This window comes from Kitasatospora sp. NPDC003701 (assembly GCF_053587085.1).
Genome location: NZ_JBSFNM010000045.1, coordinates 22651 through 41788 on the forward strand (window position 1 = coordinate 22651; position 19138 = coordinate 41788).

Below are 19138 nucleotides of genomic sequence, written 5' to 3' on the forward strand. Positions count from 1 at the left end.
GACGGTGGGGTCGCGGGCATGCGGCGGCGCATGGCGTCAAGCCTTCCTCGGGGTCCGCGCCCCGGGCCGGTGGAGGACGGCAGGAGTTCCTGGCTTCCACGGCGTTTGAACCGTGGTCACAGTGGCGGGACCGCACCGGGCTTGCACCGGCTTCCTCCCCTGCGCCGTCGCTGGCGTGCGGGCGGCCCGCGGGGCCGCCCGGCAGCATCGTACGGGGTGCGGCTGACCTGGGGGAGAGCGGTCGGGAGTGTGACCCGCGGGACAGGGGCAACCGATCGGATCATCTGTATGCTCGCGGCCATGCCACCGACACCCGACGCGACCGCGCCGGGCGCCGCCGTGCCCGACCGGGGCCGCGCGGACGCCTGCCCGGGGGCGCTTCGTCTGCACACCGCCGCCGACGGCGCCCTGGCCAGGGTCCGGCTGCCGGGCGGACTGCTGACGGTGGATCAGGCACTGGCGCTGACCGGGGCCGCGGAGGCGCTGGGCGACGGCCACCTGGAGATCACCTCCCGCGGCAACGTCCAGCTGCGCGGCCTCGCTTCGGACTGCGGCGCCGACCTCGGCGCGCGGCTTCGGGCGGTCGGGCTGCTGCCCTCCGAGACCCATGAGCGGGTCCGCAACATCGTCGCCTCGCCCGGCCCCGGCGGCGGCTTCGCCGACGTGCGGGCCTGGGCGCGCGAGCTGGACGCGAAGCTGTGCGCGAGCCCGTGGGCGGTCGGCCTCTCCGGCAAGTTCCTGTTCGCCCTGGACGACGGCCGCGGCGACGTGGCCGCCCTGAACGCCGATGTGACATTGATCGCAGGCCCGGACGGCACCGCCCTGCTGCGCCTCGGCCGGGCCGCCACCGCGCGCCCGGTACCCGCCGGGCGGGCCGTGGACGCCGCGCTGGCGGCCGCCCGGGACTTCCTGGACGCGCTGCGCGCCACCGGCCGCGAGGCCTGGCACCTGCGGGAGGTCCCCGACCTGCTGCCGCCGGGCCCGGTGGAGCTGCCGGTGTTCGCCGGTACGCCGCCCCGGCTCGGCGCGGTGCCCGGCGGCCTGGCGGTCGCCCAGCGCTTCGGCCCGGCCTCGTCCGCGCAGTGGCGGGTGCTGATCGACGCCGCCGAGGGGGAGCTGCGGCTCACCCCGTGGCGCGGGGTGGTACTGCCCGGTGCCGCCGCCGAACGCCTCCCCGGCCTGGCGGCGGCCGGCTTCCGGACCGAGCCGGGGGCCGCCTGGGACCGTGCCACCGCCTGTACCGGGCTGCCCGGCTGCGGGTCGTCCCGGGCCGACGTCCGGGCCGACGCGGCCAGGGCGCTGGAGGCGGCCGGCACCGGTGGCCTGCCGGTGCACTGGTCGGGCTGCGAGCGCCGCTGCGGCCACCCGGCCGGGCGGTGGGTCGACGTACTGGCGACCGGGCAGGGATACCGGGTGACGGTGCAGGGTGCCCCGCCGGGGCGGGGCACCGCCGTGGACGTGACGAACGAGGAGACGGCCGAGGCGGTCGCCGAGGCCAGGAGGACCACGAAGTGATCGAGTACGAGAAGGACGGCGCGTCCATCTACCGCCAGTCCTTTGCCACCATCCGGGCCGAGGCCGACCTCGCCGCCCTGCCCGCCGACGTGGCCCAGGTCGCGGTGCGGATGATCCACGCCTGCGGCATGACGGACCTGGTCGAGGACCTGGTGTACTCGCCGGGCGCGGTCGCCTCCGCCCGCGCGGCGCTGCGCGCCGGGGCGCCGATCCTGTGCGACGTGAACATGGTCGCCAGCGGCGTCACCCGCAAGCGGCTGCCCGCCGACAACGAGGTGGTCTGCACCCTCACCGACCCGTCGGTGCCCGAACTGGCCCGGACGATGGGCACCACCCGCAGCGCCGCCGCCATGGAGCTGTGGCTGCCCCGGCTGGAGGGCGCGGTGGTCGCCGTCGGCAACGCGCCGACCTCGCTGTTCCGGCTGCTGGAGATGATCGAGGCGGGCGCGCCGCGCCCGGCCGCGGTGATCGGCGTCCCGGTCGGTTTCATCGGCGCCGCCGAGTCCAAGGAGGCCCTGGCCGCGCACCCGTCCGGCCTGGAGCACCTGGTGGTGCGCGGCCGGCGCGGCGGCAGCGCGATCGCCGCGGCCGCCATCAACGCGATTGCGAGTGAAGAAGAGTGACGGACACTCAGCAGACCGGCCGGCTGTACGGGGTCGGGCTCGGCCCGGGCGACCCGTCGCTGGTCACCGTCCGCGCCGCCGAACTCATCGGCAAGGCCGACGTGGTGGCCTACCACAGCGCCCGGCACGGCCGGTCCATCGCCCGGTCCATCGCCGAGCGCTATCTGACGGACGGTCAGATCGAGGAGAAGCTGGTCTACCCGCTCACGGTCGAGACCACCGACCACCCCGGCGGCTACCGCGGCGCGCTGGACGACTTCTACGAGGAGGCCGCCGACCGGCTGGCCGCCCACCTCGACGCCGGCCGCAGCGTGGTGGTGCTCGCCGAGGGGGATCCGCTCTTCTACGGCTCCTACCAGCACATGCACAAGCGCCTCGCGCACCGCTACCCCACCGAGGTGGTCCCCGGGGTGACCTCGGTCAGCGCCGCCGCCGCCCGGCTGGGGCAGCCGCTCACCGAGGCCGAGGAGACGCTCACCGTCATCCCGGGCACGCTGCCCGAGGAGGAGCTGACCGCGCGGATCGCCTCCGCCGACTCCGCCGTCATCATGAAGCTGGGCCGCACCTTCCCCACCGTCCGCCGTGCCCTGGAGCGGGCCGGCCGGCTGGCCGACGCCCAGTACGTCGAGCGGGCCTTCATGGCGGGCGAGCGCACCGGACCGCTGGCCGACGTCGACGCCGGGACCGTGCCGTACTTCTCGGTCGCCGTCCTGCCCAGCAAGGTCGCGCCGCTGGAGCGGCCGGCCCCGCCGGCCGAGGGCCCCGGCAGCGTGACGGTCATCGGCACCGGCCCGGCCGGCCCGCTCTGGCTCACCCCCGAGGCGCGCGGCGCCCTCGCAGCCGCCACCGACCTGGTCGGCTACACCACCTACCTGGACCGGGTGCCCGCGCGCCCGGGCCAGCAGCGCCACGGCTCCGACAACAAGGTGGAGTCCGAGCGCGCCGAGTTCGCGCTCGACCTCGCCCGGCGCGGCCACCACGTCGCGGTCGTCTCCTCCGGCGACCCGGGCGTCTTCGCGATGGCCACCGCCGTCCTGGAGGTCGCCTGCGAGGACGCCTACCGCGACGTCCCGGTCCGGATCGTCCCGGGGATGACCGCCGCCCACGCCGCCGCCTCCCGGGCCGGCGCCCCGCTCGGCCACGACTACGCGGTGGTCTCGCTCTCCGACCGCCTCAAGCCCTGGGAGGTCGTGGCCAAGCGGCTGCGCGCGGCGGCCGAGGCAGACCTCGTGCTCGCCCTCTACAACCCCGGCTCGCAGTCCCGCACCACCCAGGTCGGCCTGGCCCGCGACCTCCTCCTGGAGTACCGCGCCCCCGGCACCCCGGTGGTGATGGCCCGCGACGTCGGCGGCCCGACCGAGCGCGTCCGCACCGTCCGCCTCGCCGACCTCGACCCCGCCGAGGTCGACATGCGCACCATCCTGCTGATCGGCTCCTCGCAGACCCGGGCCGTCGAACGCGGCAACGGCACCCAGGTCGTCTGGACCCCACGCCGCTACCCGGAGGCGTGAGCACCCGTCCCCTTCCCGGCACGCCGCCGGAGCGGGAAGTCGGCCGGACCGACTTCCCGCTCCGGCGCGGTGCCGACCCGCTCACCCCTCGCCGCGGTGCCGCCCCACGGACTCGGCGAACCAGTCCAGGGCCTCCAGGACCGGACCGGGGTGCAGCGCCAGGACCTCCAGCGGGAAGGACGGCCGGAGACCCAGCTTGGCCTCCGCCAGCTCGATCCCGTCGATCTTGTTGAGACGCAGCATGAACTCCCGGCGCAGTTCGATGTCGTCGAACGGCGGGCGGGTCCGCAGGTGTTGGAAGACCACCTCGACGGTGCCCAGCACCGGGTAGAGGGCGAACGGCCAGATGCTCTCCTGACGGCTCTGCGCCCCCTTGTCGACCATCAGGAAGCAGCTGGTCTCCAGGGCCTTCCCGAATTCGAGGCGGCAGTGCGGCCCGAGGTCCGTCCACTGCCCGAGCAGCCCGAGGACCGCCTCGGCCGCCGTCGGCTGGTTGGTCCGGAGCTGTTCCGAGAAGCGGGCGGACCGGTCCGCTCCGGCCTCCCTGGCCACCGAGGCGTCGGCCGCGCCCGGATCCTTGTTGAGCAGCGTCGCGAGGTCCTCGGCGGTCAGCCGGCACGACCGCCTGGCCCGGCCCGCGCTGTCGAAGGGGACGCCTTCGGCCACCAGGAGTTCGACGGGGTCGTACGTCGGACCGCCCGCCGGCCACCGCAGGGTCGCCGACACCCGCCCGCCGGCGGCGAGCACGCGGTGGGCCCCCGGGATGCCGGTGCCGGCGGCGAGGTAGTTGCCGACGTTCCTCGGGTGGCTGCCGATGAGCTGGGCGATGTCCCCGTAGGTGGTCCAGGTCCCCGCCGGCATGGCGATCAGGGCGGAGCGCAGCTCGCCCCACCCCGACCACTCGTCGTCGTCCGCGGTCCGCTGGGCGTCCGGCCCCGGCCACATGGCGATCGCGCGGGCCGCGAGGCGGTTGGCGCGGGAGTGGATCTCGGGGCGCCCCCAGCGGGGAGTCGCGGCGATCTCCTGGTTCATCCGCAGCGCGCTGCCTTCCAGGATCTGCTGCTTGCGCTGGAAGGGGTGGTTGGAGAGCCGGCTGTTCTCGGCGGACAGGGTGAGGTTCCCGAGCGTGTGGACCAGCATCTCGTGCAGGTCCTCGGGCGTCTCGTCGTGGTCGGTGTCCTCGGCCAGCAGGTCGAACCAGGCCTCGGCCGGCCGCTGCGGCAGGATGTGCTCCACCGTCATCCGGGCGCGTTCGTAGTCGACGGGCTCGGCCGACTCGTAGCTCTCCTCGAGCCGCCTGAGGACGAAGGTGCGCTGCTGGGACTGGCCGGCCCAGTAGAAGGGTTTGGTCCGGACGGCCGCGGCCACCTGGGAGTCGGTGGGCCAGCCTCGGCGGCGCCCCGAGAGGTACGCGCGTACCGCCCGGGCCGGGGGGAGGGCCGGGTCCAAGTCCCGCGGGAGCGAGTTGAAGATCCGGTTGTAGTTGTTGCTCTTGGACTCGCAGAGCAGGCGGCGCACCACGTAGCTCTCGACGAAGCCCAGCGCCTCGGCGGCCTCGTCCTCGCCGGCCCGGCCCTCGGAGACGAGCCTGAGCAGGTGCAGCGCGGCCGCGAAGTGCGTCCGGCCGCCCCAGTCGGAGAGGCGTTGCAACTGCTGCCGCAGCCCCGGGTGGGGCTCCAGGGCGGGGTCGAGGATCCGCCCGAACAGCTCCGCCATGCCCGCCAGCTCGGCGACCGCGGCCTCGACCGCGGCCTCGTCGCCGGCCAGTTCGTCCAGGCGCTGCTGCTGGGACCGGTAGATCTCGGTCTGTTTGGCCTTGTCGTCCCCGCGCAGCACCAGGTCGAGCCAGACCAGCAGTTCGAGGTTCTTGGGGCCGAGCTTCTGCTGCATCGGCAGCCACAGCTGCTCGTAGACGCGCTCGCCGCGGTTGGGCAGCAGCATGAACACGTAGTTGCGCAGGAGGTCGCTCTGGCTCAGCCGGACGCCCGTGTTGTTGATGGACTCGAAGATCCGGTAGACGTTGTCGCCGTGCTCCGCGGTGATCGCGACGATGGACAGCAGGTCGCGCAAGGTGGTCTCGACCGCACCCGGCCAGGCCGGGCCGTGCTCGGCCTGGCCCGAGGCGATCACGTCCAGGAAGAACCGGTAGGCGGCTCCGACGTTGTCCGCGCCGCCCGCCTGCGGCGCCCGGGAGAGGCAGGCGGCGAAGGACGGCCGGTCGGCCTGGGTGGGCAGGAGCCGGTAGTGGCCGTCCCCGTCGTGGAACTCGTTGACCAGGAACTGGCGGTGGATGCGGTCGGCGGTCCGCCTGGCCGCGTCGCTGTCCTCCCTGCGTATGTGGTCGCGCAGCGCCGCCAGCGCCAGCATGATCGTGGTCAGCCGCTGCTGCCCGTCGACGACGAGCCACTGCTGCAGGCCGCCGGCCTCGACCCGACCCGGTGCCAGGACCACGGAGCCGAGGAAGTGGGACGAGGGAACCGCCCCGTCGAGCTGCTGCTCCGCGAGATCCGCCACGTCGTCCCAGAGCTGTTGGAGCTCTGTCCGGGTCCAGCTGTAGGTCCGCTGGTAGAGCGGGACCTGGAACTGGTTCTCACCCTGGACGAGTTTGAGGAAGGTGATCTCTTGGGCGCGCACGAACGGGTCTCCCGGCAGCGATGGTGTGCGGTGTGCAAGTGGTGACCGACAGGTTATAGACCTGTACTGACAGCTGTGAAACGCGTGCGGTGGACGGGCGGCCGCGGGCCTGCGCCGGGGCGGGGCGGACCCGCCGCGGGGGAGTGCGGCGGCCCGGGGGACCATGGAGGCCGGCGGGCCGGTTCGGGAGGTCCGCACGAGGTGCGAGGAGCGGGCGGCGTGGCGGAGGTCGGTGGGCGGGCCGGGCAGCTGAAGAGCAGCGGGCTGCGGCCCGGGTGGACGACGGGCGCCTGCGCCACGGCGGCCACCAAGGCGGCGTACCAGGCCCTGCTGACGGGCGCCTTCCCCGATCCGGTGGTGATCACCCTGCCGAAGGGCCAGCGGCCCGGGTTCGCGCTGGCGGCGGAGGAGCGCGCCGGCGGCCGGGCGATGGCCGGGGTGGTGAAGGACGCCGGGGACGATCCGGATGTGACGCACGGTGCGCTGATCCGTTCGACGGTGTGGGCGGGGGAGCCGGGCAGCGGGGTGGTGTTCCGGGCGGGCCCGGGCGTCGGGACGGTCACCAAGGCCGGGCTGCCGCTGGCCGTCGGCGAGCCCGCCGTCAATCCGGTGCCCCGGCAGATGATCCGGGACGCCGTCGCCGAGGTGGCGGCGGAGTTCGGCGACGGCGGGGACGTCGTGGTGGAGGTCTCCGTGGACCACGGCGAGGAGATCGCCCGCTCCACCTGGAACCCGCGCCTGGGCATCCTCGGCGGGCTCTCGATCCTCGGCACGACCGGGATCGTCGTCCCCTATTCCTGCTCCGCCTGGATCGACTCCATCCGGCGCGGGGTGGACGTGGCCCGGGCCGCCGGGCGCACCCACGTCGCCGGCTGCACCGGCTCGACCTCGGAGAAGGTGGCCGCCGCCGTGCACGGCCTGCCCGAGGACGCGCTGCTGGACATGGGCGACTTCGCGGGGGCGGTGCTCAAGTACCTGAAGCGCCACCCGGTGCCGCGCCTGACCGTCGCGGGCGGCTTCGCCAAGCTCTCCAAGCTGGCCGCCGGCCACCTGGACCTGCACTCGGCCCGCTCCCAGGTCGACCAGGGCCATCTGGCCGGGCTGGCCCGCACCGGGGGCGCCGGGCCCGAGCTGGTCGCGGCCGTCGCGGCGGCCAACACCGCCCTGGAGGCGATCCAGCTCTGCCGCGCCGCCGGCGTCCCGCTCGGTGATCTCGTCGCCGAGGGGGCCCGGGCGACCGCGCTCGGGGTGCTGGTCGGCTCGCCGGTCGCGGTGGACGTCATCTGCATCGACCGGGCCGGCACGATCGTGGGCCGCGCGGAGCCGCTCGGCCCCTGAGGTGGCGGGGCACGCCGGATCCGTAACAGGAGTGTGGCGGTGGTGTGCCGATGCCTCGTCAATCCGGAGCAGAAATGGACAAAAGTGACGCAATGCCCGCCCTGGGTTCTGTTGCTATCTCAAGCATGAGATATGGTCTGGCGAGTGACAGGCGACTACCTCACCCGTATCGGCACCCTCATCCGCACCGCGCGCCAGCACCGTGGTTGGTCCCAGGCCCAGCTCGGCGAGGCCCTCGGCACCAGCCAGAGCGCGGTCAACCGCATCGAACAGGGCAAGCAGAACGTCAGCCTTGAGATGATCGCCCGCATCGGCGAAGCCCTCGACAGCGAGATCGTCTCCCTCGGCTACGCCGGTCCGATGCACCTGCGCGTCGCCGGCGGCGCCCGGCTCTCCGGTGCGATCGACGTCCGCAGCAGCAAGAACGCCTGCGTCGCGATCCTCTGCGCCTCGCTGCTGACCACCGGCCGCACCACGATCCGCCAGGTCGCCCGGATCGAGGAGGTCTACCGGATCCTCGAGGTGCTCACCAGCATCGGCGTCAAGAGCCGCTGGACCAACGAGGGTCGCGACCTCGAACTCACCCCGCCCGCCGAGCTCGACCTCGCGGCGATGGACGTCGAGGCCGCCCGCCGCACCCGCAGCGTGCTGATGTTCCTCGGCCCGCTGATGCACCGCGCCGACCGCTTCGCCATCCCGTACGCGGGCGGCTGCGACCTCGGCACCCGTACCGTCCAGCCGCACCTGACCGCGCTGCGCCGCTTCGGCCTGGAGGTCGCCACCACCTCCGGCGCGTACCACGCCTCCGTCCAGCCCGGCGCGCCGATGGACCGGCCGATCGTGCTGACCGAGCGCGGCGACACCGTCACCGAGAACGCCCTGCTCGCCGCCGCCCGGCACGACGGCGTCAGCGTCATCCGCAACGCCTCCCCCAACTACATGGTCCAGGACCTCTGCTTCTTCCTGGAGCGGCTGGGCGTGAAGATCGAGGGCATCGGCACCACCACCCTCACCGTGCACGGCGTGCCCGAGATCACCCGCGACGTCGACTACACCCCGGCCGAGGACCCGGTGGAGGCGATGAGCCTGCTCGCCGCCGCGGTCGTCACCTCCTCCGAGCTGACGATCCGCCGGGTGCCGATCGAGTTCCTGGAGATCGAGCTCGCGGTGCTGGAGGGGATGGGCCTCGACTACGACCGCACTCCCGAGTACCGGGCCCACAACGGCTACACCCGGCTGGTCGACCTCACCGTGCGCCCCTCCAAGCTGACCGCGCCGGTCGACACCATCCACCCGATGCCGTTCCCCGGCATCAACATCGACAACGTGCCGTTCTTCGCCGCGATCGCCGCGTCCGCCCACGGCACCACGATGATCCACGACTGGGTGTACGACAACCGCGCCATCTACCTGACCGAACTCACCCGGCTCGGCGCGGACATCAAGTTGCTCGACCCGCACCGGGTGCTCGTCCAGGGCCCCACCCGCTGGCGCGCCGCCGAGATGGTCTGCCCGCCCGCACTGCGCCCGGCCGTCGTCATCCTGCTCGCGATGCTGGCCGCCAAGGGCACCTCGGTGCTGCGCAACGTGTACGTCATCAACCGCGGTTACGAGGACCTCGCCGAGCGCCTGAACTCGATCGGCGCCCAGATCGAGACCTTCCGCGACATCTGACGGTCCATCAGCTTCATCAGCCCGTTGGCCGGTCTCGTTCGCCGAGGCCGGCCAACAGCTGTGCGGTGTCCAGTCCGGTGGTGAGGTAGTCCACGAACACCGTGGTGTTCAGTGCCCACGGCGAGCGCCGCTCGCGGATCAACTCGACCGCCCGGTCGGGCCGGTGGCCGAGGTCGACCAGGGCCTGGGCGACCACCAGCCCGGAGCGGTTGTACCCGGAGTGGCAGCGCACCAGGACGCTGCGACCGCCGTGGACGGCCTCCGCGGTGCGGGCCGCCGCCTCCTGGACGGCCCGGAGCTGCCCGGTCGTGAGCGGCCCGTCGGGGATCTCCCGGACCAGGTGCTCGACCCCCGGCGCCGGTCCGTGCCCGGGCCGCGTGTACAGGCTGACCACCAGGTCGAACTCCCGCTCCACGAACACCGGTTCGAGCGCCCGGCCGGGCGGGGTGGTGAAATGGCCGCCCATCCAGAGCCCGGGCGTGATCTCATTCCACGGCCCCGTCGGCTCCGGGGCGTCGCGTTCCTTCCGGCCGGTGCGCATCGGTTCTCCGTCCTTGTCTCCGGGCCCGCCTACTCGCCGGTCGTGCCGTCCAGGTGCTCGCGCAGGAGGTCGGCGTGGCCGTTGTGGCGGGCGTACTCCTCGATCATGTGGGTGAGGATCCAGCGGAGCGAGAAGGCCTCCTCGCCGTGGTGTCCGAGGACGTCCAACGACTCGGCGGCGGCCACGAGTTCCCGGGCGTGGTCGCACTCGCCGCGCCAGACGGCGAAGGCCTCCTCGGGGTCGGCGGTGTCGACGTCGAACTCGGCGAAGCCGCCGTCGGGACGCTTCCAGAAGCCGGGGTGGGCCTCGTTGTTGAAGGTGTTGCGGAACCAGCCGCGCTCGACCTCGGCGAGGTGGCGGACGATGCCGAGCAGGGAGAGTTCGGACGGCCGGAGGATGCGCTCGCGGAGCTGGTCGGTGCTCAGGCCGGTGCACTTCATCGCCAGGGTGTCGCGCTGGAAGTCCAGGAAGCTGACCAGGGTGGCGCGTTCGTCGGCGGTCTGCTCGGTCCGGGTGCGCTGATCGTCTCTCATCGGCCCATCCTGGCAGCGCGGGAGCGGCGTGTCGCGGGGATTAGGGGCAGGCCCGCCGGGGCGCGCCGGCCCGGGCCCGGGTGGGTCGGGCCGGGCCGAGCCGGGGTCAGTCGATCGGTTTCAGGGCGGCGTTCGCGCGACGGAAGCGGTCCAGCAGGGCGCGGGCCGGCGCACTGGCCGGGTCGAAGGTCTGGTGTGCCAGGGCCTTGTCCCCGGCCACGGCCGGACCGTAGGACCAGGCGCCGTTGCACTCGAAGCAGAACGCGATCTCGAACAGGACGACCCGGGGGAACACCGGGTGGTCCCCGGTCCGGGCGCGCAGGGCGTAGCCCGGGACGAAGCAGCGCATCAGGGGAGCCGCGGGCAGCTTCGCGACCAGCGCCAGCACCTCCTGGGCGTCCTCCCAGACGCCGATCGAGGTGCCCGGCACGGTGTCCGTCCAGGCGGACCAGCCGTGCGGGTCGTCGATGCGGACGGCCTCGATCCGTTCGACCAGGCCGGCCGTGGTGGGGAGTTGCATGGCCGCATGCTCGCACGGCGGCCGGCGCTCCCGCCAGGCCCGGCGGCCGGCCTCGGATTCCGGCGGCCGCCGGAATCCGAGGCGGCAGGGGCCCACTGCGGGCCGGCGTCCGTCACAGCGGCCCGGCGTCCGTCACTGCGCCAGGCCGAGGTGCTGCGCCAGCCAGTCGACCGCGGCCGGCACCGAGGCGGCGACCGGGACTCCGGCGGGCGGCGGCGGACGGTCCACGACGACCACCGGCAGGCCGAGTTCGCGGGCGGCGGTCAGTTTCGGTGCGGTGGCCGCCCCGCCGCTGTCCTTGGTGACCACGACGTCGATCCGGTGCGCCCGCAGCAGCGCCCGCTCGCCGTCCAGGGTGAACGGGCCGCGGTCGAGCAGGACGTCGGTCGAGGCCGGCATCGGCGGCTCGGGCGGGTCGACCGAGCGGGCCACGAAGTGCAGACCGTCGAGGTGGGCGAAGGCGCCGATGCCCTGCCGGCCGGTGGTGAGGAACACCCGTCGGCCGAGCCGGGGGAGTACGGCGGCGGCGGCCTCCAGCGACTCCACCGGATGCCAGCGGTCGCCCTCCACCCGCGCCCAGCCGGGGCGGCGCAGTGCCAGCAGCGGGACGCCGGTCGCGGCGGCGGCCAGCGCGGCGTTGCGCGACATGACGGCGGCGAACGGGTGGGTGGCGTCGACCACCGCGTCCACCCGCTCGGCGCGCAGCCAGGCGGCGAGCCCGTCCGGCCCGCCGAAGCCGCCGATCCGGACGTCGCCGACGGGCAGCCGAGGCTCGGCGACCCGTCCGGCGAGGGAGCTGGTGACCCTCGGCGGTGCGTCGGCCAGTGCCGCGGCGAGGGCGCGGGCCTCGGTCGTGCCGCCGAGGATCAGCAGGTGGCGCGGCATCACGCCCCGCAGGGCTCGTGCGGGCGCTCGCGGTCGGCCGAGTAGAGGTGGCTGTCGCGGAACTGCTCGGCGGCCAGCGTCCGGCCGACCAGGATGACGGCGGTGCGGACCACGCCCGCCGCCTTGACCTGCCCGGCGATGGTGGCGACGGTGCCGCGCAGCACCAGCTCGTCCGGGCGGCTCGCCATCGCGACCACGGCGGCCGGGCAGTCGGCGCCGTAGTGCGGCAGCAGCTGCTCGACCACGTCGTCGACGTACCCGGCGGCGAGGTGCAGCACCAGCAGGGCGCCGCTGCGGCCGAGGGTGGCGAGGTCCTCGCCCTCGGGCATCGGGGTGGCCCGCTTGGCGATCCGGGTGAGGATGACGGTCTGGCCGACCGTCGGCACGGTCAGCTCGCGCTTGAGCGCGGCGGCCGCGGCGGCGAAGGCGGGCACGCCGGGGACGATCTCGTAGGGCACGCCCGCCGCGTCGAGGCGGCGCATCTGCTCGGCGACGGCGCTGAAGACGGACGGGTCGCCGGAGTGCAGCCGGGCCACGTCCTGGCCGGCCGCGTGGGCGGCGACCAGCTCGGCGACGATCTGGTCCAGGTTCAGCTGCGCGGTGTCGACCAGCCGGGCCCCGGCCGGGCACTCGGCCAGCAGCTCGCGCGGGACGAGGCTGCCCGCGTAGAGGCAGACCTGCGCGCGGGCCAGGACGCGCGCGCCGCGCAGGGTGATCAGGTCGGCGGCGCCCGGGCCGGCTCCGATGAAGTAGACGGTCACGAGGCGTCCTCCTGAGGGGTGGGGGGCTTGACGGCGGACCACTGGGTGACCGGCATCGCCTGCCGCCAGCCGGTGAAGCCGCCCACCGGGACGGCGTGCGCCACGGCGAGGCGCAGCAGTTCGCCGCCGTGGCGCCGGTACCAGGCGGTGAGCAGGGCCTCGGACTCCAGGGTCACGGTGTTGGCGACCAGCCGGCCGCCCGGCGGCAGCGCGGCCCAGCAGGCGTCCAGCAGCCCGGGAGCGGTGAGCCCGCCGCCGATGAACACGGCGTCGGGAGCGGGCAGCCCGGCGAGCGCGTCGGGCGCCGGGCCGGTGACGACCCGCAGCCGGGGTACGCCGAGCGCGGCGGCGTTGCGGCCGATCCGCTCGGCCCGGACGGCGTTGTGCTCGATGCTCACCGCCCGGTTGTCGCGGTGGGCGCGCAGCCACTCGATCGCGATCGAGCCGGAGCCGCCGCCGACGTCCCAGAGCAGTTCGCCGGGTGCCGGGGCCAGGGTGGCCAGGGTGGCGGCGCGGACGTGCCGCTTGGTCAGCTGGCCGTCGCTCTCGTACGCGTCGTCGCGCAGGCCCGGGACGAGCGAGCTGCGCGGGCCGTCGCCGAGCTCGACCGCGATGACGTTGAGCGGGTCGCCGGCCGGGTGCGTCCAGCCGTCCGCGGGGCCGTCCAGTACACGCTCGCCGGGGCCGCCCAGCTGCTCCAGCACCCGCAGCCGGGCGGTGCCGAAGCCGCGCGCGGTGAGCAGGTCGGCGACGGCGGCCGGGGTGGCGGCGTCGGCGCTGAGGACGAGCAGCCGGCGGCCCGGGTGCAGGGCGAGGGCCAGGGTGTCCAGGGGGCGGCCGACCAGGCTGACCACCTCGGTGGCCTCCAGCGGCCAGCCGAGCCGGGCGCAGGCGTAGGAGACGGAGGAGGGGTGCGGCAGGACGCGCAGCCGTCCGGCGCCGACGGTCTCGGCGAGGGTACGGCCGATGCCGAAGAACATCGGGTCGCCGCTGGCCAGCACCGCCACCCGGCGGTCGGCGTGCTCGGCGAGCAGCCCGGGGACGGCCGGGCGCAGCGGGGACGGCCACGACACCCGTTCGGCGGCCACCTCCTCGGCGGGGAGCAGCGCCAGCTGGCGGGGTCCGCCGATCACGACCTCGGCCGCCCGCAGCGCCGCCCGGGAGGTGGCGGCGAGGCCGGGCCAGCCGTCGGCCCCGATCCCGACGACGGTGATCGGCGGAGGGAGGTCGGACACCGGGAGGCTCCTCGGGGACGGGGAAACGTGCAGGCGGCAGCCTACCCGCCGCCGCCGGGGCGGCCTCCGGCGAGGGTGGCGGGCCCCGGCGGCCGGGGTTAGCGTCGTGCGGGGGTCCCGCGGGGCGGTCCTCGCGGGGCGGTCGTCGCGGGGCGCGGGGTCCGGGGTCCGGGTCCGGGTCCGGGGTTCGGGTCCGGGATTCGGTTCGCGAGCCGCGGGTACCCGAGGTCCGGTACGCAAAGGAGGACATCATGTCCGAGTCAGCGGTCCCGATCACCACCAGCAACGCCGGTGTCCCGGTGCCGAGCGACGAGCACTCGCTCACGGTGGGCCGGGACGGTCCGATCCTGCTCCACGACCACTACCTGATCGAGAAGATGGCCCAGTTCAACCGGGAACGGGTGCCCGAGCGGGTGGTGCACGCGAAGGGGGCCGGGGCCTACGGCGTCTTCGAGACCACCGAGGACGTCAGCCGGTACACCAGGGCGATCCTGTTCCAGCCGGGCAAGCGGACCGAGATGCTGGCCCGCTTCTCGACCGTGGCCGGCGAGCAGGGCAGCCCGGACACCTGGCGCGACCCGCGCGGCTTCGCGCTGAAGTTCTACACCGAGGACGGCAACTACGACCTGGTCGGCAACAACACGCCGGTCTTCTTCGTCCGCGACACCATCAAGTTCCAGGACTTCATCCGCTCGCAGAAGCGCCGTCCGGACAACGGCCTGCGCGACCATGACATGCAGTGGGACTTCTGGACGCTCTCGCCGGAGTCCGCGCACATGGTCACCTGGCTGATGGGCGACCGCGGCATCCCGAAGTCGTACCGGCATATGAACGGCTACGGCTCGCACACCTACCTGTGGATCAACGCGAGCGGTGAGCGGTTCTGGGTCAAGTACCACTTCAAGACCGACCAGGGGGTCGACTTCCTCGGCCAGGACGACGCCGACCGGCTGGCCGGCTCCGATCCGGACCTGCACCGGCAGGACCTCTGGGAGGCCATCGAGGGCGGCGACCACCCGTCCTGGACGCTGTACGTCCAGGTCATGCCGTTCGACCGGGCGCCCGGGTACCGGTTCAACCCCTTCGACCTGACCAAGGTGTGGCCGCACGGCGACTTCCCGCTGATCAAGGTCGGGAGGATGACCCTCAACCGCAATCCCGAGGACTACTTCATCCACATCGAGCAGGCCGCCTTCGAGCCGTCCAGCCTGGTCCCGGGGATCAGCGTCTCGCCGGACAAGATGCTGCTCGGGCGGATCTTCTCCTACCCCGACACCCACCGGTACCGGATCGGCCCCAACTACGCGCAGCTGCCGCCGAACCGCTCGCACGTGCCGGTCCACTCGTACGCCAAGGACGGCCCGATGCGGTTCGACCCGGCCCGCACCGCCGCGCCGTACGCGCCCAACTCCAAGGGCGGGCCGGCCGCGGACGCGGCCCGCTACGACGACCCGGCCGCCGGGTGGCAGACCGCGGGCGAGATGGTGCGCGAGGCGTACTCGCTGCACGCCGAGGACGACGACTGGGGGCAGGCGGGCACGATGGTCCGCCAGGTGCTGGACGACGCGCAGCGGGACCGGTTGGTCGCCAACATCGTCGGCCATCTGAAGGCCGGGGTCAGCGACCCGGTGCTGGAACGTGCGGTGCAGTACTGGCGCAATGTCGACAAAGCGCTTGGTGACCGGGTCGCCACGGGGGTCGGCAAGCCCTGAGGGTGCCCGCCGCGGGGCGCGTGCGGCACCGCGTCCTCAGCCCGCCCGGCGGTCGTCGCCCGCCCCGGGTGCGTCGCGGCGGGTCCAGTCCCCGGACGGGACGAGTGCCGGCCGGGTGTGCAGGCGGGCGGCGACGGCCGGTCCGGCCAGGTAGACCCAGGCCTCCTCGGCGGTCCCGCTGCCCTCGGTGTCCTCGGTGCCCTCGGCGCCCCCGGCCCTCGCACGGACGGTCAGCCGTCTGCGCACGTACTCGCCGGTGCCGTCGGCCCGGCAGTCCTCCAGGTGGTCGAGCGCGGCGAGCGCGGCGGCGTACGCGCCGGGGCGCACGGTGACCAGCTCGCCGACGATGCACCGGCCGGGCGTCGCGTCCGGTACCGCGTACGGGAAGCCCGGGCCGTCGTGCAGCGCGGCGCCGTCCAGCACGGCGGGCCGGACGTCCGCGCAGCGCCCGGCCAGGTGGACGGCGTGGTTGCGGCCGCCGGTGCGGAGCGTGCCGTAGACGAAGAACGGCAGGGCGGCGGGCGGTGCGTCGGACCGGTCGGCGGGCGGCGCGGTGTCACGGTCGGCGGGCGGTGCGTCGGACCGGTCGGCGGGCGGCGCGGTGTCACGGTCGGCGGGCGGTGCGTCGGACAAGTGGCCCCCTGGTGCGCGGTCCCTCCCGGCTGGGGGAGCGCCCACCGTAGCGCCTGCGCCGAGCGCCCAGGAGGGCTGCGGCGATCGTCTGGTGATACCCACTGGCGCGCGGGTGTGCTGATGCGCTGTCATGGCGGATGACCGCCAGTACCGTCCAAGGGGGACACCCATGACAGCTCCCGTCTCGCGCACGCCCGCCACGGCCCCGGCCGGCATCCCCGCCGACGCCGTACCCGGTCCGGCGGGCCTCGGCAGCGCGGTCTGGATGGCACTCGCCGTGGTGTACGTGGTGTGGGGCTCGACCTATCTGGCGATCCGGATCGCCCTGGAGACGATGCCCTCGTTCCTCTCCGCCGGGGCGCGATTCGTCGTCGCCGGGCTGCTGCTCGGCGGCTTCGTCCTGTTCCGGCAGGGCCGCGCCGGACTCCGGGTGGACCGGCGGCAGTTCGGCTCCTCCGCGCTGGTCGGACTGCTGCTGCTGACCGGCGGCAACGGGCTGGTCGTGCTCGGCGAGAACTCCATACCGTCCGGGCTGGCCGCCCTGCTGGTGGCGGTCGTCCCGCTCTGGATGGTGCTGCTCACGGCGACGACCGGTGACCGGCCCAAGCCCGTCGAGCTGGCCGGGGTGCTGCTCGGGCTGGCCGGTCTGGCGGTGCTCTCCGCACCCGCGATCGGCGGGGACATCGCACCGGCCGGTGTGATCGCGGTCGTCTGCGCCACGCTGACCTGGGCGGCCGGCTCGTTCGCCGCCAAGCGGATCCCGATGCCGGGCAACGTCTTCGCGGCGAGCGCGTACCAGATGGTCGTCGGTGGGCTGGGCAATGTGCTGATCGGACTGGCGCGCGGTGAGCAGCACGGGCTGGACCTCGGCGCCTTTTCCACCCGGTCCTGGCTGGCGCTCGGTTACCTGGTGGTGGTCGGCTCACTGGTCGGCTTCACCGCGTACGCCTGGTTGCTGCAGTCCGCGCCGCTGACCCTGGTCGCCACCTACGCGTATGTGAACCCCGTGGTGGCGGTACTGCTCGGCTCCCTGGTGCTGGCCGAGCCGCTGACCGGCCCCACCCTGGTGGGCGGGGCGATCGTGGTCGTCGGCGTCTGCCTGGTGGTGAGCGTCGGCCGGCTGCCGGCGCGGGCGCCCCGCAAGCCTTCGCGCAGGTGAGTACGGCGGTGACATCGTCGTCCTGTCGCTGCTCGGTGCCGTGTCACTGCTCGATTCCCTGCTGTGGCTCGTAGATCGGTCGATGCCCGACCCCGTGTCAACGATCGGATCGTCCCCGGTCGGTGCTAGATGTCCTGCCGATGATCGAAGACCTGCCGGCGATCGGGCCTCGGCCGGCGCTCGGCCCCGCCGCTCCGCCGCGGTCCGGCCCGACGGCGGCAGCACCCGGGCGGGACGCACCCGGGCGGTGCGCGCTCAGTCGGCCGAGCCGGCCCAGCTGACCAGCAGCGCGCTGAGGGCGACCCCCGGGCCGAGGCCGAAGACGAGGCCGCGCGCACCCGCGGCCGGGGGTGTCCGGTGGGTCCGGGACAGGACGGAGAAGACCGTCGCGCCACCCAGGTTGCCCTCCTCGGCGAGCACCGCCTTGGAGTGCCGGAGGAAGGCTTCGTCCACGCCGAGCAGCGTGCCGAGCCTGTCGAGGATCGCGGGCCCGCCTGGGTGCAGGACGCCGAAGTCGAGCTCCCGGCCGCCGTGTCGGTCCAGCCAGGTGAGCAGGGCCGGCCCCAGGTCGGTGACCGAGCGGAGCGAGGCCCGGGTGGAGGCGAAGTGGTCGCCGCGCTCGTCGGTCAGCTTGCGGTACCGGTCGGTGGTCAGGGGGATCGTGTACTCGAGGCTGTGGCCGAGGCGCAGCCCGGGCGTGCGCTGCTCGCCGGTGACCACGGCCGCGCCGACCATGTCCCCCCAGAGTCCCTTGTAGATCTGGTCCTCGATCGAGGTCTGGGTGTCCTGGTAGAGCGAAGAGAGGGACTCGCCGGCCACCACCAGGACGACGCCCGCGGGGTTCCGGGCCAGGTACTCCTGAGCCGCGATCAGCACGTGCGCGCCCCCCGCGCAGGCCAGCTGCGTCATCGGCCGGCGGCTGATGTCCGGGCGGAGTCCGAGCTGCTGCTGGAGGAGGATGTCCAGCCCCGGCATCCCGTCCCCGGTCGCGCTGCTGACGACGACGCAGTCGACGTCCTCGGCGTGCACGCCCGCGTTCGCCATCGCCTCGGCGGCGGCCTGCTCGGCGGCGGCCAGCAGGTCGGCCATGGTGGTGGCCTTGCGCTCGGCGGCGGTGCGGTCGGGCGAGGTGACGACCTCGTACGGCTGGAAGTACCGGCGGGTGCCGGGCAGGTTGCTCAGGGCCATCCGCACGGTCTGGGCCTGCCGGGGCGAGTAGCCGGGGTTGCGGGCGAGGATGTCGTCGCGGATCCGCTCGGCCCGGACGAGGTGGGGGCCCGCGACCAGGGCCGGTCGGCCGACGTACGCGGTGGTCGGGGTAGGCATGTCGCGGTGTCCTCGGAGCGGTCCGTGCCGCGTCCGGGCGGACGAGGCAGCCGGCACCCGTGCGGCGGACGCACGGAGTGCGTCGACAGGTCGTTACGCACCGTGACGCTCTCGGGAGCCCCCACCCGGATACTGACGTACACACGCTACCCGTCCGTCCCCGGGATTTCCGCCGGGCGGTGGGCTTGACGGGGAGTCGTGCGCCTGTCGGCCCGGACGATCCGGTCCAGCGCAGGGCGCTCTAACGGTTACTCAGAGTGTCTGCCCGGTCGGGGGGCTGCGGACGAGCGGCCGCGCCGGCGCCGCCGTCCGGCGCGGGACCGGCCGGTGGTGCCTCCGGCCCGGCGGCCCGCCCGGAGCCGCCCGTCGGCGAATTCGTCTCGATTTCCCTTGCCCCGGCCGGATTCGGCCTCCGCTGCCGTTCGGGCGGAATCCACTGTTCCTGAACGACCGGCCGATCCTGGTCGATCCCGGCCAGAGCGAAGACATCCGGTCATTGTCCCGGTAATCCGCATGAGTCCGACCGCGCCGGGATATT

At 74.3% G+C, this 19138-nt stretch carries 16 protein-coding genes and 1 riboswitch; of the genes, 7 read left to right on the forward strand and 9 right to left on the reverse strand.

Annotated elements, in window-relative coordinates; all coding sequences use genetic code 11:
• Window positions 1–83: 83 nt before the first annotated feature.
• Window positions 84–157: riboswitch (cobalamin riboswitch) on the reverse strand.
• A gap of 143 nt (window positions 158–300) precedes the next feature.
• Genes ACWDRR_RS31450 through ACWDRR_RS31460 form a run of 3 tightly spaced genes read left to right on the forward strand, consistent with a single transcriptional unit; the run spans window position 301 to window position 3649 of the window.
• Window positions 301–1515: a cobalamin biosynthesis protein CobG gene (locus ACWDRR_RS31450; RefSeq protein WP_449775652.1), complete on the forward strand. Its 1215-nt coding sequence runs from the start codon at window positions 301–303 to the stop codon at window positions 1513–1515.
• Entirely contained in the window at window positions 1512–2138 is a 627-nt protein-coding gene (locus tag ACWDRR_RS31455; RefSeq protein ID WP_449775653.1) for a precorrin-8X methylmutase, read from the forward strand. The genes ACWDRR_RS31450 and ACWDRR_RS31455 overlap by 4 nt, the downstream gene beginning before the upstream one ends.
• Complete coding sequence (locus ACWDRR_RS31460; RefSeq protein WP_449775654.1) at window positions 2135–3649, forward strand: precorrin-2 C(20)-methyltransferase; 1515 nt, start codon at window positions 2135–2137, stop codon at window positions 3647–3649. Before ACWDRR_RS31455 ends, ACWDRR_RS31460 begins: the two co-directional genes overlap by 4 nt.
• An 81-nt stretch (window positions 3650–3730) precedes the next feature.
• Here the strand turns inward: ACWDRR_RS31460 and ACWDRR_RS31465 are convergent, their stop codons facing one another.
• Window positions 3731–6283: a GmrSD restriction endonuclease domain-containing protein gene (locus ACWDRR_RS31465; protein WP_449775655.1), complete on the reverse strand. Its 2553-nt coding sequence runs from the start codon at window positions 6281–6283 to the stop codon at window positions 3731–3733.
• Window positions 6284–6502: 219 nt separating this feature from the next.
• On the opposite strand from ACWDRR_RS31465, the gene ACWDRR_RS31470 reads away from it, so the two are divergent.
• Together ACWDRR_RS31470 and ACWDRR_RS31475 are read left to right on the forward strand one after the other, a co-directional pair.
• On the forward strand, window positions 6503–7621 hold the full coding sequence (locus ACWDRR_RS31470) for a cobalt-precorrin-5B (C(1))-methyltransferase (protein WP_449775656.1): 1119 nt from the start codon (window positions 6503–6505) through the stop codon (window positions 7619–7621).
• Between the two features lie 144 nt (window positions 7622–7765).
• The gene (locus tag ACWDRR_RS31475) at window positions 7766–9295 is read left to right on the forward strand and encodes a UDP-N-acetylglucosamine 1-carboxyvinyltransferase (protein WP_387885029.1); all 1530 of its coding nucleotides are present in this window, start codon (window positions 7766–7768) and stop codon (window positions 9293–9295) included.
• Window positions 9296–9311: 16 nt separating this feature from the next.
• Here the strand turns inward: ACWDRR_RS31475 and ACWDRR_RS31480 are convergent, their stop codons facing one another.
• From ACWDRR_RS31480 to cbiE, 6 genes are all read right to left on the reverse strand, one after another.
• On the reverse strand, window positions 9312–9836 hold the full coding sequence (locus ACWDRR_RS31480; protein ID WP_449775657.1) for a protein-tyrosine phosphatase family protein: 525 nt from the start codon (window positions 9834–9836) through the stop codon (window positions 9312–9314).
• 29 nt (window positions 9837–9865) lie between these two features.
• Window positions 9866–10369, reverse strand: coding sequence for a DinB family protein (locus ACWDRR_RS31485; RefSeq protein WP_449775658.1), 504 nt, complete (start codon window positions 10367–10369; stop codon window positions 9866–9868).
• Window positions 10370–10475: 106 nt separating this feature from the next.
• Window positions 10476–10889: a hypothetical protein gene (locus ACWDRR_RS31490; RefSeq protein ID WP_449775659.1), complete on the reverse strand. Its 414-nt coding sequence runs from the start codon at window positions 10887–10889 to the stop codon at window positions 10476–10478.
• Between the two features lie 132 nt (window positions 10890–11021).
• Window positions 11022–11774 (reverse strand): cobalt-precorrin-6A reductase, encoded by a 753-nt coding sequence (locus ACWDRR_RS31495; RefSeq protein WP_449775693.1) that lies wholly within the window; start codon window positions 11772–11774, stop codon window positions 11022–11024.
• Window positions 11774–12535, reverse strand: coding sequence for a precorrin-4 C(11)-methyltransferase (cobM, locus tag ACWDRR_RS31500; RefSeq protein WP_449775660.1), 762 nt, complete (start codon window positions 12533–12535; stop codon window positions 11774–11776). The genes ACWDRR_RS31495 and cobM overlap by 1 nt, the downstream gene beginning before the upstream one ends.
• On the reverse strand, window positions 12532–13770 hold the full coding sequence (gene cbiE / locus ACWDRR_RS31505; RefSeq protein ID WP_449775661.1) for a precorrin-6y C5,15-methyltransferase (decarboxylating) subunit CbiE: 1239 nt from the start codon (window positions 13768–13770) through the stop codon (window positions 12532–12534). Before cbiE ends, cobM begins: the two co-directional genes overlap by 4 nt.
• A 251-nt stretch (window positions 13771–14021) precedes the next feature.
• On the opposite strand from cbiE, the gene ACWDRR_RS31510 reads away from it, so the two are divergent.
• On the forward strand, window positions 14022–15482 hold the full coding sequence (locus ACWDRR_RS31510) for a catalase (RefSeq protein WP_449775662.1): 1461 nt from the start codon (window positions 14022–14024) through the stop codon (window positions 15480–15482).
• A gap of 36 nt (window positions 15483–15518) precedes the next feature.
• Here the strand turns inward: ACWDRR_RS31510 and ACWDRR_RS31515 are convergent, their stop codons facing one another.
• Entirely contained in the window at window positions 15519–16115 is a 597-nt protein-coding gene (locus tag ACWDRR_RS31515; RefSeq protein WP_449775663.1) for a gamma-glutamylcyclotransferase family protein, read from the reverse strand.
• Window positions 16116–16284: 169 nt separating this feature from the next.
• On the opposite strand from ACWDRR_RS31515, the gene ACWDRR_RS31520 reads away from it, so the two are divergent.
• The gene (locus ACWDRR_RS31520; protein ID WP_449775664.1) at window positions 16285–17274 is read left to right on the forward strand and encodes an EamA family transporter; all 990 of its coding nucleotides are present in this window, start codon (window positions 16285–16287) and stop codon (window positions 17272–17274) included.
• A 255-nt stretch (window positions 17275–17529) separates the two neighbouring features.
• On the opposite strand, the gene ACWDRR_RS31525 is transcribed toward ACWDRR_RS31520, so the two are convergent.
• Window positions 17530–18600: a PhlD gene (locus ACWDRR_RS31525; protein WP_449775665.1), complete on the reverse strand. Its 1071-nt coding sequence runs from the start codon at window positions 18598–18600 to the stop codon at window positions 17530–17532.
• Between the last annotated feature and the right edge of the window lie 538 nt (window positions 18601–19138).

Coding starts and splice junctions, on each gene's coding strand:
- ACWDRR_RS31480 (WP_449775657.1), bottom strand. CDS start 9,836: ATGCGCACCGGCCGGAAGGAACGCGACGCCCCGGAGCCGACGGGGCCG.
- ACWDRR_RS31495 (WP_449775693.1), bottom strand. CDS start 11,774: ATGCCGCGCCACCTGCTGATCCTCGGCGGCACGACCGAGGCCCGCGCC.
- ACWDRR_RS31525 (WP_449775665.1), bottom strand. CDS start 18,600: ATGCCTACCCCGACCACCGCGTACGTCGGCCGACCGGCCCTGGTCGCG.
- ACWDRR_RS31490 (WP_449775659.1), bottom strand. CDS start 10,889: ATGCAACTCCCCACCACGGCCGGCCTGGTCGAACGGATCGAGGCCGTC.
- ACWDRR_RS31450 (WP_449775652.1), top strand. CDS start 301: ATGCCACCGACACCCGACGCGACCGCGCCGGGCGCCGCCGTGCCCGAC.
- ACWDRR_RS31510 (WP_449775662.1), top strand. CDS start 14,022: ATGTCCGAGTCAGCGGTCCCGATCACCACCAGCAACGCCGGTGTCCCG.
- ACWDRR_RS31520 (WP_449775664.1), top strand. CDS start 16,285: ATGACAGCTCCCGTCTCGCGCACGCCCGCCACGGCCCCGGCCGGCATC.
- ACWDRR_RS31485 (WP_449775658.1), bottom strand. CDS start 10,369: ATGAGAGACGATCAGCGCACCCGGACCGAGCAGACCGCCGACGAACGC.